This is a genomic window from Nocardioides hwasunensis (assembly GCF_014779665.1).
GTDB classification, from domain to species: domain Bacteria; phylum Actinomycetota; class Actinomycetes; order Propionibacteriales; family Nocardioidaceae; genus Nocardioides; species Nocardioides hwasunensis.
Window position 1 is genome coordinate 132,887 of record NZ_JACXYY010000007.1, and the last position, 15,009, is coordinate 147,895.

Annotated in this window: 15 protein-coding genes and 1 tRNA gene; 7 read left to right on the forward strand and 9 right to left on the reverse strand. The window is 71.4% G+C overall.

Features of this window, described 5'->3' with window-relative positions; all coding sequences use genetic code 11:
• Nucleotides 1-11: 11 nt before the first annotated feature.
• Both IEZ25_RS17010 and IEZ25_RS17015 read left to right on the forward strand, forming a co-directional pair.
• Nucleotides 12-797 (forward strand): SURF1 family protein, encoded by a 786-nt coding sequence (locus tag IEZ25_RS17010; protein ID WP_191200643.1) that lies wholly within the window; start codon nt 12-14, stop codon nt 795-797.
• A 10-nt stretch (nt 798-807) separates the two neighbouring features.
• Complete coding sequence (locus IEZ25_RS17015) at nt 808-1,188, forward strand: DUF3817 domain-containing protein (protein WP_191200644.1); 381 nt, start codon at nt 808-810, stop codon at nt 1,186-1,188.
• Nucleotides 1,189-1,364: 176 nt separating this feature from the next.
• On the opposite strand, the gene IEZ25_RS17020 is transcribed toward IEZ25_RS17015, so the two are convergent.
• Nucleotides 1,365-2,120 (reverse strand): hypothetical protein, encoded by a 756-nt coding sequence (locus IEZ25_RS17020; RefSeq protein WP_191200645.1) that lies wholly within the window; start codon nt 2,118-2,120, stop codon nt 1,365-1,367.
• 224 nt (nt 2,121-2,344) lie between these two features.
• Between IEZ25_RS17020 and IEZ25_RS17025 the strand changes: the two genes are divergently transcribed.
• Nucleotides 2,345-2,857 carry a peptidylprolyl isomerase gene (locus IEZ25_RS17025; RefSeq protein WP_191200646.1) on the forward strand — a complete coding sequence of 171 codons (513 nt, stop codon included), beginning with the start codon at nt 2,345-2,347 and terminating at the stop codon, nt 2,855-2,857.
• A gap of 37 nt (nt 2,858-2,894) precedes the next feature.
• On the forward strand, nt 2,895-3,842 hold the full coding sequence (locus IEZ25_RS17030) for a rhomboid family intramembrane serine protease (RefSeq protein ID WP_191200647.1): 948 nt from the start codon (nt 2,895-2,897) through the stop codon (nt 3,840-3,842).
• A 363-nt stretch (nt 3,843-4,205) separates the two neighbouring features.
• On the opposite strand, the gene IEZ25_RS17035 is transcribed toward IEZ25_RS17030, so the two are convergent.
• A complete protein-coding gene (locus IEZ25_RS17035) occupies nt 4,206-4,658 on the reverse strand; it encodes a cell division protein CrgA (RefSeq protein WP_318152291.1) in 453 nt (150 codons plus the stop codon).
• Between the two features lie 82 nt (nt 4,659-4,740).
• Here IEZ25_RS17035 and IEZ25_RS17040 point away from each other — a divergent pair, with 82 nt between their 5' ends.
• On the forward strand, nt 4,741-5,493 hold the full coding sequence (locus IEZ25_RS17040) for a DUF881 domain-containing protein (protein ID WP_191200649.1): 753 nt from the start codon (nt 4,741-4,743) through the stop codon (nt 5,491-5,493).
• Here IEZ25_RS17040 and pknB read toward each other — a convergent pair.
• The 7 genes from pknB to IEZ25_RS17075 are packed head-to-tail and all read right to left on the reverse strand — an operon-like array spanning nt 5,469 to nt 14,078.
• The gene (gene pknB / locus IEZ25_RS17045) at nt 5,469-7,325 is read right to left on the reverse strand and encodes a Stk1 family PASTA domain-containing Ser/Thr kinase (RefSeq protein WP_191200650.1); all 1,857 of its coding nucleotides are present in this window, start codon (nt 7,323-7,325) and stop codon (nt 5,469-5,471) included. The two genes, IEZ25_RS17040 and pknB, sit on opposite strands and share 25 nt — an antisense overlap.
• Entirely contained in the window at nt 7,322-8,737 is a 1,416-nt protein-coding gene (locus IEZ25_RS17050) for a serine/threonine-protein kinase (RefSeq protein ID WP_318152292.1), read from the reverse strand. The genes pknB and IEZ25_RS17050 overlap by 4 nt, the downstream gene beginning before the upstream one ends.
• Complete coding sequence (locus IEZ25_RS17055) at nt 8,734-10,194, reverse strand: peptidoglycan D,D-transpeptidase FtsI family protein (RefSeq protein WP_191200651.1); 1,461 nt, start codon at nt 10,192-10,194, stop codon at nt 8,734-8,736. Before IEZ25_RS17055 ends, IEZ25_RS17050 begins: the two co-directional genes overlap by 4 nt.
• Before the next feature lie 25 nt (nt 10,195-10,219).
• Nucleotides 10,220-11,620, reverse strand: coding sequence for an FtsW/RodA/SpoVE family cell cycle protein (locus IEZ25_RS17060; protein WP_191200652.1), 1,401 nt, complete (start codon nt 11,618-11,620; stop codon nt 10,220-10,222).
• 19 nt (nt 11,621-11,639) lie between these two features.
• On the reverse strand, nt 11,640-12,899 hold the full coding sequence (locus tag IEZ25_RS17065) for a PP2C family protein-serine/threonine phosphatase (RefSeq protein WP_191200653.1): 1,260 nt from the start codon (nt 12,897-12,899) through the stop codon (nt 11,640-11,642).
• Nucleotides 12,896-13,366: an FHA domain-containing protein FhaB/FipA gene (locus IEZ25_RS17070; RefSeq protein ID WP_191200654.1), complete on the reverse strand. Its 471-nt coding sequence runs from the start codon at nt 13,364-13,366 to the stop codon at nt 12,896-12,898. Before IEZ25_RS17070 ends, IEZ25_RS17065 begins: the two co-directional genes overlap by 4 nt.
• Nucleotides 13,359-14,078 (reverse strand): FhaA domain-containing protein, encoded by a 720-nt coding sequence (locus tag IEZ25_RS17075; protein WP_191200655.1) that lies wholly within the window; start codon nt 14,076-14,078, stop codon nt 13,359-13,361. Before IEZ25_RS17075 ends, IEZ25_RS17070 begins: the two co-directional genes overlap by 8 nt.
• A 303-nt stretch (nt 14,079-14,381) precedes the next feature.
• On the opposite strand from IEZ25_RS17075, the gene IEZ25_RS17080 reads away from it, so the two are divergent.
• A tRNA-Leu gene (locus tag IEZ25_RS17080) sits at nt 14,382-14,468 on the forward strand.
• A 202-nt stretch (nt 14,469-14,670) separates the two neighbouring features.
• Entirely contained in the window at nt 14,671-14,994 is a 324-nt protein-coding gene (locus tag IEZ25_RS17085) for a hypothetical protein (protein WP_191200656.1), read from the forward strand.
• Nucleotides 14,995-15,009: the final 15 nt, after the last annotated feature.

A 15,009-nucleotide genomic window follows, 5' to 3' on the forward strand; every position in this document is an offset into this window, starting at 1 on the left:
ACAATCGAGGGGTGAGTGCCCCCCGCCGACCCGGCCTGCTGACCGACCTCGGCGCCGTGGTCCTCGCGCTGGTGCTGGTCGGCATCGCCGGGATGCTCGGCAAGTGGCAGTACGACGCGTGGCAGGCCCACCGCGACGCCGAGGCCCGCGACCTCACCGGGGTGGCGCCGGTGGCGATGACGAGCCTGATGGGCAACGACGACCCCTTCCCCGCGGCCGATCTGGGCCGGCCCGTGGAGGTCTCCGGCGACTGGCTCGCCGGCGGCTTCTGGGCCGCGGACCGCGACCTCGACGGCACCTCGGGCTACTGGGCGGTGAACCCGCTGCAGATCGACGACGCGGCGGTCCTCGTCGTGCGTGGCTGGGCGCCCCAGCCCGACCCGGCCCTCCTCGAGGCGAGCGGGGAGGCCGACGTCACCGGGTGGTTGCAGCCGCCCGAGGGCAGCATGCTCGTCAACGACGATCCGCTCGATGACGTGTTCCCCGAGATCCGGGTCTCCGACGCCATGCAGCGCGTGGACGTCGACCTCTACTCCGCCTACGTCGTCAGCCAGGAGCCGGGCGCCGGCCTCCGGCCGGCCGAGCTCGCCGCGCTGCCGGACCCGAGCCGGTTCACCGGCATCCGCAACCTGCTCTACGCGGTCGAGTGGTGGATCTTCGGCGCCTTCGCGGCGTTCATCTGGTGGCGCTGGCGCCGCGACGCCACCCAGCCCGAGATCGCGCCGCTCGAGGCCGGCGTCACACCTGCGGCCTCCTCCGAGGCAGCGCCCGACCGCGTGTCACCTCCCCCCGGATAGGTTGAGCGCCGTGTCCCGCAACCTCACCGCCTACCGGGTGATGGCCACCATCGTCGGCGTCCTGCTCGTGGTGCTCTGCCTGGTCGGCGTCCCGCTGGCCAACTTCGACGGCTCCCCGATGTGGGGCATCTTCGACAGCACCCCGACGTGGGTGTCGACCGGCTCCGACGCCCACCACCTCGGCGAGCTGATCACCACCTACCTCGGTGTCGCCCACGGCTGGCTCTACATGATCTTCCTGTTCAGCGCGTTCCTGCTCTCGCGCCGGGCCCGGTGGGACCTGCCCTTCACCCTGGTGACCCTGGTCTGCGGCACCGTCCCGATCCTGTCCTTCTGGGCCGAGCACCGCGCGACCAAGCGCGTACGCGCCGAGCACCCCGAGCTGCGCTGACCGCTGCCCCTGCGGCGTGCGGCTTCCCGAGCGGTGAGTGAGACATGTTTTCGCGCCCAGGAACCTGCCTCACGCACCGACGCCTTCCGGACATGCAGACGGGCGGTGAGTGAGACATGTTCTGGAGTGCCAGAACCTGCCTCACTCACCGCCCGAAGCGATGATGCGGATACGAGCTAGTTCTTCTTCGGCACGTCGTCGATGTCGATGACGTCGGCCGGGTCGTCGGGGGTGGTGGTCTCGTGGGCCTCCTCCACCGAGTCGCTGATGGCCTCGCCCGGTGCGCCGCCACCGATGTCGTCGGTCGCCGGCGGGTCGACGGTCACCACGTCGTCGGCGGTGACCTCGGAGTCGGCGGCCGTCGGCGCCGCGGCGGGAGCCGGGGGCTTCGGCGCGGGCGCGGCCGGCGGGACGTAGGTCGACTGCCAGTTGGCCTTGTCGTCCTGCTTGGCCTTGAGCTTGCTGAAGATCACGCCGCCGATGGCGAGCAGGCCACCGATCAGCAGCAGCTTCTTGAGCTTGCTCCCCCGGGGCTCGGGCTCGATGCCGCGCAGCTCGTTGACCTTGGCCGTGGCCAGGTCGCGACCCTCGGCCGCACGCTCGGCGGCGAGCGACGCGGCGACGGACGCCTTGTCGGCGGCGTTCGCGCGGGCCTCGGCCAGCAGCGGGGCGGCCTTCTCCCGGGCCTCCGCCGTCTTCTCCGCAGCGGCAGCGGCACCGGCCGACGCCGCCTCGGCGGCCCGCGAACGGGCGTCCTCGAGCAGGGGCTGGGCCTTGTCGCGCGCGTCGGAGATCGCGGGGCCGGCCTTGTCGACGGCCTGCTCCCAGGCGTGCTCGAGCTGGGGGAGCACGTTCTCGGAGAACTGGTCGGAGATCTGGTCGACGTAGTCGTGGGCCCGGTCCGCGAGGGACTTCTTGCGACCGAATGGCATGCGTGTCCTCCTGTGTCTGTGAGTCTCCATCTCATCACGCGCACCCTGAGGCGGCCAGCCCCGTCCGGGTGGGCGAGACGTACGCCGCCCGCGCCGGTCGGCGTACGGCCCCTTCCGCGCGCGCCCGCGTGCGGGGAGCGTGGGCGGCGCGTGGCAGGATCGAGTCGCACGCCGGACCCCCGGGTCCGCACACACCAGAGACACCCAGCTGAGAGGCACATCCCATGGCCGACCCCCAGGCGACCTTCAAGACCAACCGGGGCGACATCGTCGTCAACCTGCTTCCGAACCACGCCCCCGAGACCGTCGAGAACTTCATCGGCCTCGCGGAGGGCACCAAGGACTACCGCGACGACGCCGGTCGCTCCGGTGAGAAGTACTACGACGGCCTCGGCTTCCACCGCGTCATCGACGGCTTCATGATCCAGGGTGGCTGCCCGCTCGGCACCGGCACCGGTGGCCCGGGCTACACGTTCAAGGACGAGATCCACCCCGAGCTCGTCTTCGACAAGCCCTACCTGCTCGCCATGGCCAACGCCGGCCCGGGCACCAACGGCTCGCAGTTCTTCATCACCGTCGGCGCCACCCCGTGGCTCAACCGCAAGCACACGATCTTCGGCGAGGTGGCCGACCAGGCCAGCCGCGACGTCGTCGACGCGATCGCGACCAGCCCGACCGGCGCCATGGACCGTCCGGTCGAGCCCGTCGTGTTCGAGTCGGTCACGATCGAGCGCTGACCCAGCCGCTGCCTCCGCTCCGAGACCTCCTCACGCCATGACCCAGCCGACCGACGGCGAGGCCGCGACCGGGGTGCCGACCTGCTATCGGCACCCCGGTCGCGAGACCTGGATCCGCTGCCAGCGGTGCGACAAGCCGATCTGCCCGGACTGCATGCGCGACGCCGCCGTGGGCTTCCAGTGCCCCGACTGCGTCAAGGAGGCCGCCAGGACCTCCCGCCAGAACCGTGCGCTGTACGGCGGCCGGCGCAGCGCCGACCCTCGCCTGACCAGCCTCGTGCTGATCGGCATCAACGTGGCCGTCTGGCTCGCGGTGATCGCGACCGGCTGGAAGAACAGCGACCTGATCGCGCGGCTCGCGCTGGTCCCGAAGGGGACCTGTGAGTCGCTCTCCAGCGGTGGCTACTACCCGACCGCAGCCGGTGAGCGTCTGTGCATGCTCGGCACCGGGGGCGACGGGCACTGGGTGCCGGGCGTGGCCGACGGCGCCGTGTGGCAGCTCATCACCAGCCAGTTCCTGCACGTCGAGATCTGGCACATCGCCGGCAACATGCTGGCGCTGTGGGTCCTCGGTCCCCAGCTCGAGGCCATCCTGGGTCGGACCAGGTTCCTCGTCCTCTACCTCCTCTCCGGGCTGGCCGGCTCGGTCGCCGTGCTGTGGCTCTCGGGCTCGGGCGGGCTGACGCTCGGCGCGTCCGGCGCGATCTACGGCCTCTTCGGTGCCTACGCCGTGATCGCCCACAAGGTGCGCGCGGACCTGCGCAGCATCGCGACGCTCCTCGTCGTCAACCTGTTCATCACCTTCGCCATCCCCAACATCTCGTGGCAGGGACACCTCGGCGGGATCGTGGGCGGCGCCATCATCGCGGCCGTCATCGCCTACGCCCCGCGCACGCGCCGCACCCAGGTCCAGGCCCTCGGCCTCGCCGGCTTCTTCATCGTGCTCGTCGCGCTGATCGCGCTGCGCATCGCCGCTCTGGCCTAGCCGGACGCCGCCTGCGCCGGGCGGCGTACGCCCCTCGAGCCGGCGCGATCCGTCATCTGCGCCCGCACCCATCGGTGCGCGGTCGGGTGACGGATCCGGTGCGCCCGGACCACCCGTGAGTTCCCACAGGTGTGCACACAGCTGTGGATAACTACATGCATGTAATTCTCCACAGCAGTTATCCCCAGTGTGGACAACCGCGCGCCCCCGCGAGCGCGTGAGAGCCCCGGCGCACCACCCCGATCGACCCCGAAATCGACTCGAGCGGTGAGAGAGACGCCTCCCCTTCCCCAGGAAGGCGCCTCACTCACCGCTCGAGGCGACGAATGCGTGCGACCGGTGCTCACCGGCCGCGGGAGAAACCTACTCCCACTTGGTCGCGAAGCTGAACCCGACCGCCATGAACGCGATGCCGACGACCAGGTTCCACTGGCCGAGGTCGTTGAGGATCCACAGCCGCGAAAGGTCGTCGGAGAAGACGTAGAAGGTGCAGATCCAGATCAGGCCGATCAGGAAGCAGCCCAGCATCCCGACCACGACGCCGCGGCCGCGGCCGAGCGGGGTCGAGGGGTGCGCGGAGATCATCAGGCCGAGCATCATCGCGCCGAAGCCGATGACGTAGTTCCAGCGGGCGAGGTCGGCGATCGCCGTCGGGCTGCCCTCGACGGGCGGGAACGCGAGCGGGTTCCCCCGCGGGCCGATGTAGTAGTAGGCGAGCCAGGCGATGCCGCCCACGATCAGCAGCAGACTGATCAGGAACCTGACGGAGAAGCGTCGGGTCTTCTCCTCGGTGATGACCGTCTTGGACTTCGACACTGCTGCTCCTGTGGCTTGGCGGGAGATGGCTCTGCGACATTCGAGGGCGTACGCCGCCCAACGGGGGGTTAGCGTAGTCGCCATGCCCGCACCGTCCCATTCATCCCCCGGGCGCCGCCGCGTCTGGCGGGTGGCGACGCCCGTCGCCGTGCTGCTGTGCGGCGTCCTCTTCGCGGTGAGCGCGAAGCAGAGCGACGGGATGGACCTGCGGGGCGGTCGGCTCACCGACCTGGCGTCGGTGGTGCGCGCCGAGCGCGACGAGGCGGGCAACCTGACCGCCCGCGCGGCCGAGCTCAACACCGAGGTCGAGACCCTCAGCACCCAGCTGGGCGACCGTTCCGTGGCCCGCGCGCAGCGCAAGGTCGGCGCGCTCGTCGACCCGGCGGGACTCACCGAGAAGACCGGCACGGCGGTGCAGGTGACCCTCGACGACGCCCCGCTCGACGCGCGCCTCCACTACGAGGACAACCCCAACGACCTCGTCGTGCACCAGCAGGACATCCAGGCGGTGGCCAATGCGATGTGGAGCGCCGGCGCGGTCGCGGTGACCATCCAGGGCCAGCGACTGATCTCCACGACCGGCATCAAGTGCGAGGGCAACCAGGTCACTCTGCACGGCCTGCCCTACTCGCCGCCCTACGTCATCGTCGGCATCGGCGACCCGACCGCGATGGAGACCGCGCTCGCCACCGACCCGATCCTCGCGGCCTACCGCGACTACGTGGACCTGCCCGGCGGTGGGGTGTCGTGGGACATGATCGGGCTCGACCAGGCCACCGCACCGGCCTACACCGGGCTGCTCGACCTCACCTACGCGACGCCGATGGAGGACTGAGGCGGCGACGTCGTCGGGTCGACCGGCAGCCGCGGGGTCGGCGTCTCCGTCGGCTCGGTCGGGGTCTCGGTGGGCGTCTCCGTCGGCGTCTCCGTCGGGGGGTCCGTCGGCGGGTCGGTCGGCTCGTCCGTCGGGTCCGGCGTCGGCGGCTCCTCGTAGACCGACACGAAGATCGTCACCGTGCCGCCCTGCGGCAGCGTGCCGCCGAGCGGGATCTGGTCGACGACCGTGTTCTTGGGCTCGGTCGAGGTGGCGTCCTCGCGGACGTCGGCGACGAAGCCGGCCTCGCGGATCGCCCGCTCCGCCTGGCGCTGCATCATGCCGCGCACGTCGGGCACCTGCGTGGGACCGTTGGAGAACACGAGCGTGATCGTCGTGCCCTCGGCCACCGACGTGCCGGCGGCGGGGTTGGTGCTGAGCACCTGGTTCTTCGGCTCGTCGGAGTCCTGGCCCTGGAAGCGGATCTTCAGGTTCTGCGACAGCATCGCCTGACGGGCCTCCTTGCGCAGCGTCCCGACGACGAACGGCACCTCGACCTCGGGCTTGCCGAGGGACAGCACGAAGCTGATCGACGTCCCCGGGTCCTGGAAGGTGTCACGGTTGGGGTCCTGGCTGATGACCTGGTCGGCCTCGACGGTCTCCGAGCTCTCGCGCGTGATGCGACCGACCTCGAAGCCGGCGTCGCCGATCTCCATCCGCGCCTGCTCCTCGGTCATCCCGACGATGTTCGGGACCGCGGAGCGGTTGGGCGCGCTGTCGAACATGACGCTGTTGAGGAAGTAGGCACCTCCCGCGAGCACCGCGAGCACCAGGAGGCCGACGAGCACCCAGAGGGCCGTACGCCGTCGCGGCTGCTCCTCGTGCTGGGGTGCGGGAGCGGCCGGCGCGGCCATCGTGGAGGTCGGGTCGGCGGGCGGCACGGGAGGGACGTACGCCGTCTCGGCCGGCGCGGGCACGACGGCCGGCGCCTGGATCGGGTGGCCGGCGAGGTAGCGCTCGATGTCGGCCTTCATCGCCGCGGAGCTCTGGTAGCGGTCCTCGACCCGCTTGGCCAGAGACTTCATCACGATCGCGTCGATCTCGGGGTCGAGCTGGTCGTCGAGGTCGGACGGGGGCGAGGCCTGCTCGCGCACGTGCTGGTAGGCCACGGCGACCGGGCTGTCGCCGACGAACGGCGGCCGGCCGGTGAGCAGCTCGTAGAGCAGGCAGCCGGTGGAGTAGACGTCGGAGCGCGAGTCGACGGTCTCGCCGCGCGCCTGCTCGGGGGAGAGGTACTGAGCGGTGCCGACGACGGCCGCGGTCTGGGTCATCGTGGAGGAGGCGTCGGAGATCGCGCGGGCGATGCCGAAGTCCATCACCTTCACGTCGCCCGACGGCGTGAGCATCACGTTGCCCGGCTTGATGTCGCGGTGGATGATCCCCGCGCGGTGGCTGTAGTCGAGGGCGGACAGCACGCCCGCGGTGATCTCCAGGGCACGCTCGGGCAGGATCTTGCGGCCCTCGCGCAGGATGTCGCGCAGGGTGCGCCCCTCGACGCACTCCATCACGATGTAGGGCTGGGCGACCCCCGAGCCGTCGGTGGCCATCTCCTCGCCGGTGTCGTAGGTCGACACGATCGCGGGGTGGTTGAGGGACGCCGACGACTGCGCCTCGCGCCGGAACCGGGCCTGGAAGGTCGCGTCGCTGGCCAGGTCGGTGCGCAGCCGCTTCACGGCCACGGTCCGGCCCAGGCGCAGGTCGCGTCCCTTGCGGACCTCGGCCATGCCGCCGCGTCCGAGGAGCTCGCCGAGCTCGTAGCGGCCGCCGATCAGCGTCGGCTCCGGCTGCGTCATCCCTGGGGGTCCTCTCCCTCGGTGGTGCTGGTGCTGCTGGGTGCTGCGGCCGGCGAGGTGGTGCTGCTCGGCGTCGTCGTGGGTGTCTCGGTGGGCGTCGGGGTCTCCGTGGGCGTCTCGGTCGGCGACTGCGTCGGAGTCTCCGTGGGCGTCTCGGTGGGCGTCTCGGTGGGCGTCTCGGTGGGAGTCTGCGTCGGCGTCTGCGTGGGGGTCTCGGTCGGCGTCTGCGACGGACTCTGGCTCGGCTCGTCCGTGGGGGTCCGGCTCGGCTCGTCGGTGGGCGACTCGCTCTGGCCGGGCGACTCCGGCGGTGTCTCCTCGCCCGGTGCCCCCGTGTCGCGGGTGCCGAGCCAGATCGCGATCAGCGCGATGGCCGCCACGACCGCCACCAGGCCGAGGATCGCCGACCACGGCGTCGTACGCCGCCCGGGCGACGCGGGCGCGGGCGCCTCTGCGGGAGGAGGCGGGGGCACCGGCGCGGCCGTCGGGATGACCTGCGTCGACTCGGTGGCCGGCGCGACCGGGGGAGGAGCGGGTGCGGCCACGGGTGCGACCACCGCGGTGGGGGCAGCGGCCGGGTCGCGGAGGGCGGCCGCGAGGGCGGCGCCGTCGGCGTACCTCTCCTCGGGTGCCTTGCTCATCGCCCGGCGCACGACCCGGGCCAGGTCGGCCGGCACCCGGTCGGGCAGCTCGGGGACCGGCTCGCGGAGGTGGGCGATCGCGGTCGCGACCGGGGTGTCGGCGGCGAAGGGCTTGCGTCCGGCCAGGCACTCGAAGGCGACCACGCCGAGGGAGTAGACGTCGGAGGCTGCCGTGGCGGTGCCGCCCTCCGCCTGCTCGGGCGAGATGTAGGCCGGGGTGCCCATCACCTGCCCGGTCTCGGTCAGCGCCATCCCGTCGGCGGCGCGCGCGATGCCGAAGTCGGTGACCTTGATCCGCCGGTCGGGGGTGACGATGAGGTTGGCGGGCTTCACGTCGCGGTGCACGATGCCGGCCGCGTGCGCGGCGCCGAGCGCGTCGGCGGTCTGGGCGAGGAGGTCGCGGGCGACCTCGGGGTCGAGGGGGGCGCCCGGCCGCAGCAGGTCGGAGAGCGGCCTGCCGTCGACGAGCTCCATGACGAGGTAGGGGCGCGGGGTGCTCGAGCCGTCGGAGATCCTGCTCTGGCCGAAGTCGTAGACCGAGGCGATGCCGCCGTGCTGGAGCGCGGCAGCGTGCCGGGCCTCGGTCTCGAAGCGGCTGCGGAAGAGCGGGTCGTCGGCGTACTCGGCCTTGAGCACCTTCACCGCGACCGGCCGGTCGAGCAGGGAGTCGCGGGCCGACCAGACCTCGCCCATCCCGCCGGTGGCGATGCGCGACTCCAGGACGTAGCGGCGGGACTCGTCGACGTAGGACCCGGGCTCGACGGCGCTCACCGGTTGATCACCGCCTCCATGATCGCCTTCGCGATGGGCCCGCCGAGACGGCCGCCGGCGATCTCGTTGCGGGAGGTGTCACTGGACTGCACGAGCACGGCGACGGCGACCTTGGGGTCGTTGGCCGGGGCGAAGGAGACGAACCAGGCATACGGCGGACGCTCGGCGGTCGACTGCGCGGTGCCGGTCTTGCCGGCGACCTCGACATTCGGGATCTGCGCCGGGGTGGCGGTGCCCTCCTCGACGGTGGCGACCAGCATCTTGGTGAGCTCGTCGGCAGTCGAGCTCGAGATCGCCTTGCTGATGGTCTGCGGGTCGGTCTTGTCGAGGACCGACAGGTTCGGGGCACGCACCTCGTCGACGACGTAGGGGCGCATCACGTCGCCGTCGTTGGCGATCGCAGCGGTCACCATGGCCATCTGGAGCGGGGTGGCGGTGACGTTGGACTGGCCGATCCCGGACATCGCGGTCTGCGGCGGGTCCATGTCGCGCGGGTAGAGCGACTTGGCCTGCCCGGACAGGTCCTCGAGCTGGGTGGAGTTGAAGCCGAACGCCTCGGCCTGGTCGGCCATCGCCTCGGTGCCGAGCTCGTTGGCCAGGCTGAGGAAGGTGACGTTGCACGACACCTCCATGGCCTGGGTCAGGGTGATCCGGTTGCCACCGCAGTTGCCGCCGTCGTGGTTGCCGATCTCGGTCGAGGACTGCGGCAGCTTGAACTTGAAGCCGCCCGGGACCATCGAGTCGGCGTCGTAGTTGCCGGACTCGATCGCCGCCGCGGCGGTGACCAGCTTGAACGTCGACCCCGGTGGCAGCGTGGTGCCGATCGCTCGGTTGATGAGCGGATCGCGGTCGTCGGCGTTGAGCCGGTCGCTGACGTCCTTGACCTCGGAGAAGTCGTGCGAGGCGAAGTTGTTGGGGTCGAAGGTCGGCGTCGAGGCCATCGCCAGCACCCGACCCGTCGTCGGCTCGAGCGCGACCACCGCACCCTGCGCGTCGCCGGGCAGGTTCTCCAGGCCGTCCCACGCGGCGTCCTGGGCGGCCGCCTGGATCGTGAGCTGGACGTTGCCGCCCTTGGGGTCGGAGTTGCTGAGCATGTCGACCAGGCGGGTGACGAACAGGCGCGAGTCGTCGCCGGCCAGCACCGCGTTCTGCGAGCGCTCGATGCCGGTCTGGCCGTACCACGAGAAGTAGCCGGTGACGGGGGCGTACTTGAACGGCTGGGAGTAGGTGCGCTGGAACTTGTACTGGTCGTCGGACGGCACGCTGCGCGCGATCGCGTCCTTGCCGACCAGGATCGCGCCGCGCTCGCGGGAGAAGGCGGCGGTGATGACACGACGGTTGTTCGGGTCCTTGGACAGGTCGTCGGCGCGGACGTACATCAGGTAGGTGGCGTTGACCAGGAGCGCCATGAAGAGCACCAGGCAGAACACCGAGACGACGCGGATGGGCTTGTTCATCGGCGGCCTCCGATCACGGGTGCTGTCATCGCAGCTTCACCACCTGGGTGCTCTCGCTGTCGGCGGCCTGGTCGTCGACCGGGTCGAGGCGCGGAGCCGGACGGCGGGCCTGGTCGGAGATGCGGAGCAGCAGGGCGATCACGACCCAGTTGGCGACGAGGGACGAGCCGCCGTAGGAGAGGAAGGGAGTGGTGAGTCCGGTCAGCGGGATCAGGCCGGTGACGCCGCCGACGACGACGAAGACCTGGAGCGCGAAGATCGCGCCGAGGCCGACGGCCATCAGCTTGCCGAAGCCGTCGCGCGAGATGAGCGCGATCCGGAGCGCGCGCTCGACGATGAGGCCGTAGCAGAGCACGATCGCCATGACCGCGGTGAGGCCGAGCTCCTCGCCGATGGTGGAGAGGATGAAGTCGGAGTAGGCGAAGGGGACCCGCTCGGGGAAGCCGTCGCCGAGGCCGCGCCCGATCAGGCCGCCCCAGCCCATGCCGAACATCGCCTCGACGGGCTGGTAGCTCGTGCCGGGGTAGTAGTTCATCGGGTGGAGCCAGATGTCGAAGCGGCGCTGCACGTTGCCGACGAAGGTGTACGCCGCCAGCGCGCCGCCGCCGAACATCAGCCCGCCGACCACCAGCCAGCCCGGCCGCTCGGTCGCGACGTAGAGCATCGCCAGGAACAGGCCGAAGAACAGGAGCGAGGAGCCGAGGTCGTTCTGGAGGACCAGGACCATCATCGAGACGCCGAACATCGCCAGGATCGGGCCGAGGTCGCGACCGCGGGGGAGGTCGATGAACACGACCCGGCGACCGGCCAGCGCGAGCGCGTCGCGGTGGAGCACGAGGTAGCCGGCGAACGCGATCACCAGCATCACCTTGGCGACCTCGCCGGGCTGGAAGCTGAAGCCGGCGACGTTGATCCAGATCCGGGCACCGTTGATGTTGCGCCCGATGCCGGGGAGGAAGGGCAGGATCAGCAGGGCGATGCCGGCCAGGCCGGAGGTGTAGGTGAAGCGCTGCAGTGCGCGGTGGTCGCGCAGCAGGAAGAGGGCGGCGATGAAGAGGATCACGCCGAGCGTCATCCAGGTGAGCTGCTGGCGGGCGAAGGTGTGCTGCGCGACCCCGTTGGCCTCGTAGGTCAGGTCGAGGCGACGGAGCACCGCCAGGCCGAGCCCGTTGAGCGCGGCGACGAGCGGCAGCAGCACCGGGTCGGCGTACGGCGCGACGAGGCGGACGGTCACGTGGGCGGCGACGATGAGGCCGGTCAGCCAGCCGCCGTAGCCCACGAGGTCGGCGGGCACGACGCCCTCGACGCCGAGGCCGACGGCTGCGTAGGCGCCGATGCCGACCGCGAGGGCGAGCACGAGCAGGAACAGCTCCGCGCCCCGGCGGCGCCGGTGCACGAAGCCCATCAGGGTGCCGGTCTGGCTCATCGTCGCTCGCCCGTCGCCCTCAGCCGACGTCCTGGCGGGCGGCGTAGTTGTCCACCGTCGCCCGCGCGTCGTCGAGGTCGTCGGCCTCGATTCCCTCGCGGACCTGCTCGGCGTCGATGTCGCTGAGCAGGTCGACCTCGACGTCGGTCGTCTCGTAGGGGTGCGAGAGCGAGATGCCGGGGAGGTCGGCGTTGAGGCCGCGGAAGATCGTGACCTTGCCGTCGTGGTCACCGACGTAGAACTGCTGCTGGCTCCACGACCACCCGGTCGCCAGCACCACCCAGGTGATGCCGAGCAGGACCGCGGCGACCAGGACCCGGCGCAGCCAGGTGTAGCGGGTCGGCGCGAGCGGGGCGTAGCGGGCGGCCTCGGGGTCGATCGGGTCGGTGACGAACGCACCCTCGGGCGCCTCGGCCGGGACCGGCGCGATCTCGCCGGTGTCGCCCGCCCGGTGTCCGCGGAACAACCCGCCCACCGCTCCGCCGACGCCGCCGCCCACGGGCATCCGTCGCGGCAGGTCGGCGGCCGCGCCGACGAGGAGCGGGGCGAGGTCGTCGGGAGCCGGCTCCTCGGAGACGTCGGCGACGATGCAGGTGACGTTGTCGGTGCTGCCGGCCTCGAGGCTGGCGCGCACCAGCTCGACGGCGGCGAAGTCGGGGGTGCCGGTGGAGAGGATGTCGGCCATCCGCTCGAGGCTGAGCGTGCCGCACGCGCCGTCGCTGCACAGGAAGATCCGGTCGCCGGCCTCCGCGGGGAACTCGAAGAGGTCGGGCTCCTCGTGGCGGATGCCGTCGAGGGCCTTGAGGATGAGGTTGCGGTGCGGGTGGGTCCGCGACTGCTCCTCGGTGATGCGGCCCTCGTCGATGAGGGACTGGACGAAGGTGTGGTCGTGGGTGAGCTGGCGCAGCTCGCCGCGGCGGTAGAGGTAGGCGCGGCTGTCGCCGATGTGCCCGAGGCCGAAGCGGGCGCCGTCGAAGAGTGCGACGGTGGCGGTGGTGGAGGTCCCGTTGAGGGCCGGGTCCTCCTCGACGAGCTCCGCGATCCGGTCGTCGGCGCGGTGCACGCCGCCGGCGACCTGTCCGAGGATGTCCTCGTCGGGGCGCTGGTCGAGCTTGCGCAGGGCCTGCACCGCGGTGCTCGAGGCGAGGTCACCGCGCACGGCACCGCCGACGCCGTCGCAGACCGTCAGCAGCCACGGTCCGGCGTACCCGCTGTCCTGGTTCTCGCGCCGGACGCGGCCGACGTCGGAGATCGCGGAGTAGTGGAGGTAGAGGCTCACTTCCGCAGCTCCAGGATGGTCTTGCCGACACGGACCTGGACGCCGAGACCGATGGTGGTGGGCTGGGTGATCCGGACGGGACCGACGTAGGTGCCGTTGGTCGAGCCGAGGTCCTCGACGAACCACTCGTCGCCGCTCGCCACGACGCGCGCGTGGCGGGTGGAGACGTAGTCGTCGTCGAGCTTGATCGCGGCGTCGCTGCCGCGGCCGATGAGGAGCGGGGCGTCGGCGAGCTCGGCGCGGGTGCCGGCGCCGTCGCCCTCGACCACGAGCAGGTGGGTCGGTGAGCCACGCCGTGGCTTCTTGGGCTTGCCGCGACGCTCCGGGGCGGGGGCGCCGCCGCGGGCGGTCTCGGGCACACGGGCGCCGAACATGTCGGAGCGGATGACCGAGATGGCGGAGAGCACGAAGATCCAGAGGATGGCCAGGAACGCCATCCGGATGAGGAAGAGGGTCAGCTCAGACATTCCAGCCTCCGGCCTCGTCCCGCCCGCCGTCGATGCGGACCGTCATCTCGGTGTGTCCGATCTTGATGGTCGACCCGTCGCGCAGCCGGGCGCGCCCGACCTTCGAGCCGTCGACGAGGATGCCGTTGGTCGAGCCGAGGTCGACCGCCTCGACGCCGTCGATGCTCACCTCGAGCTCGAGGTGCCGGCGACTGACGCCCGGGTCGTTGATGCGCAGGTCGGCCTCGGTGCCGCGGCCGATCACCAGGCCCGGGGGGCGCAGCGGGTGACGGGTGCCGTTGACCTCGAGCGTCGCGTGCGACGAGCGGGTGCGGGTGCGCGGGTCGTTGTCGGTGACGCTCGCCTGGGCCTTGCTGCGGATCCGGAACCGGCCGGTCGTCAGGTCGTCGGCGGACTCGAAGGCGATCGAGATCGGCCCGGTGAAGACGTAGCCCTGGGCGTCCGCGTGGTCCTGGAGCTGGTCGACGAGGTCCTGCTCGAGCGCGCGCCCGAGCCCGACGATGCGGTCCAGGTCGGTGGCGGAGAGCTCGACGTGGAAGTCGTTGGGCACCAGTCGGCGCTGGCGGCTGAGCACCTGCGCGTTGTTGTCGCACTCGCGCTGGAGCGCGGCGGCGATCTCGACCGGCTGCACGGCGCTGCGGAACGCCCGGGCGAAGACGCCGGAGATGACCGACTCGAGGCGCTGCTCGAATCGCTGCAGGGGGTTCGGCACGGGGCCTCCTCTCCTCGAGCTGCGTCATTGGGGGTGGGCAGGCTTCACAGACCGCTGGGCCGGCGCGTCAACCGTACCGGCCGCCGGTGCTCGTGCACGGGTGCCGCCCCGCCGGTGGGGTGGGTCGCTCGCTCGCGACGACCCGCCCCGCGGACGTCATGGCGGGCGGTCGTCGCATCGGCCGGGCGCCATGACGTCGTACGCGAATGTCATGGCTCGCGGTGACCAGGACGACCAGTGGCCATGACCTCCCAGCCGATTGGTGGCTGCCTGAATCGTTGGGGTAGCCTGAGCCCGCTTCTCGCGCGAGTGGCGGAATAGGCAGACGCGCACGGTTCAGGTCCGTGTGTCCGAAAGGACGTGGGGGTTCAACTCCCCCCTCGCGCACCACCTCGAAGGCCCCGGACATCGTCCGGGGCCTTCGTCGTTCCTCGTCCACGCGTTCCGCACCGCCGTGTCCCGCTGTCAAACAGCCCGGAACCGGTGATGCCGCCGGAGCACGGGCGCGGCCTACGTTGCTGGTGCCAGTGGATGGCAGCCGTGCCGTTCGTGCGGCGGCGCCTCCCGACCCGAGACGGACAGGACCCTCCCCGTGAAGACCACGACCTCCCTCAAGATGATCGCCGCCGGCCTGATGGCCCTCACCCTGCTGACCGGTTGCGGAGGCAGCAGCGGCGGTCGGCCCAGCGTCGACGAGATCTCCACCTCGCTCCAGAACGCCGACAACCCCCTCGGCCTCACCCTGGAGGAGAAGCAGGCCGACTGCATCGCGGAGGCCTTCCACGAGTCCGACATCTCCGACGACACGCTGCAGGCGATCGTCGACCAGGACAAGGACTACGAGCCCAGCGACGACGACGAGCAGGCGGTCAAGGACATGTCGACCGAGGGCATGGCGGAGTGCATGGCCGGCTGACGGGCTCACCGCCGA

Excerpts from the sequence above, each read along its gene's own strand:
- IEZ25_RS17030 (WP_191200647.1), top strand. The coding sequence starts at position 2,895 with ATGACCCAGCCGACCGACGGCGAGGCCGCGACCGGGGTGCCGACCTGC.
- IEZ25_RS17025 (WP_191200646.1), top strand. The coding sequence starts at position 2,345 with ATGGCCGACCCCCAGGCGACCTTCAAGACCAACCGGGGCGACATCGTC.
- IEZ25_RS17055 (WP_191200651.1), bottom strand. The coding sequence starts at position 10,194 with ATGAACAAGCCCATCCGCGTCGTCTCGGTGTTCTGCCTGGTGCTCTTC.
- IEZ25_RS17060 (WP_191200652.1), bottom strand. The coding sequence starts at position 11,620 with ATGAGCCAGACCGGCACCCTGATGGGCTTCGTGCACCGGCGCCGCCGG.
- pknB (WP_191200650.1), bottom strand. The coding sequence starts at position 7,325 with ATGACGCAGCCGGAGCCGACGCTGATCGGCGGCCGCTACGAGCTCGGC.
- IEZ25_RS17040 (WP_191200649.1), top strand. The coding sequence starts at position 4,741 with ATGCCCGCACCGTCCCATTCATCCCCCGGGCGCCGCCGCGTCTGGCGG.
- IEZ25_RS17020 (WP_191200645.1), bottom strand. The coding sequence starts at position 2,120 with ATGCCATTCGGTCGCAAGAAGTCCCTCGCGGACCGGGCCCACGACTAC.
- IEZ25_RS17070 (WP_191200654.1), bottom strand. The coding sequence starts at position 13,366 with ATGTCTGAGCTGACCCTCTTCCTCATCCGGATGGCGTTCCTGGCCATC.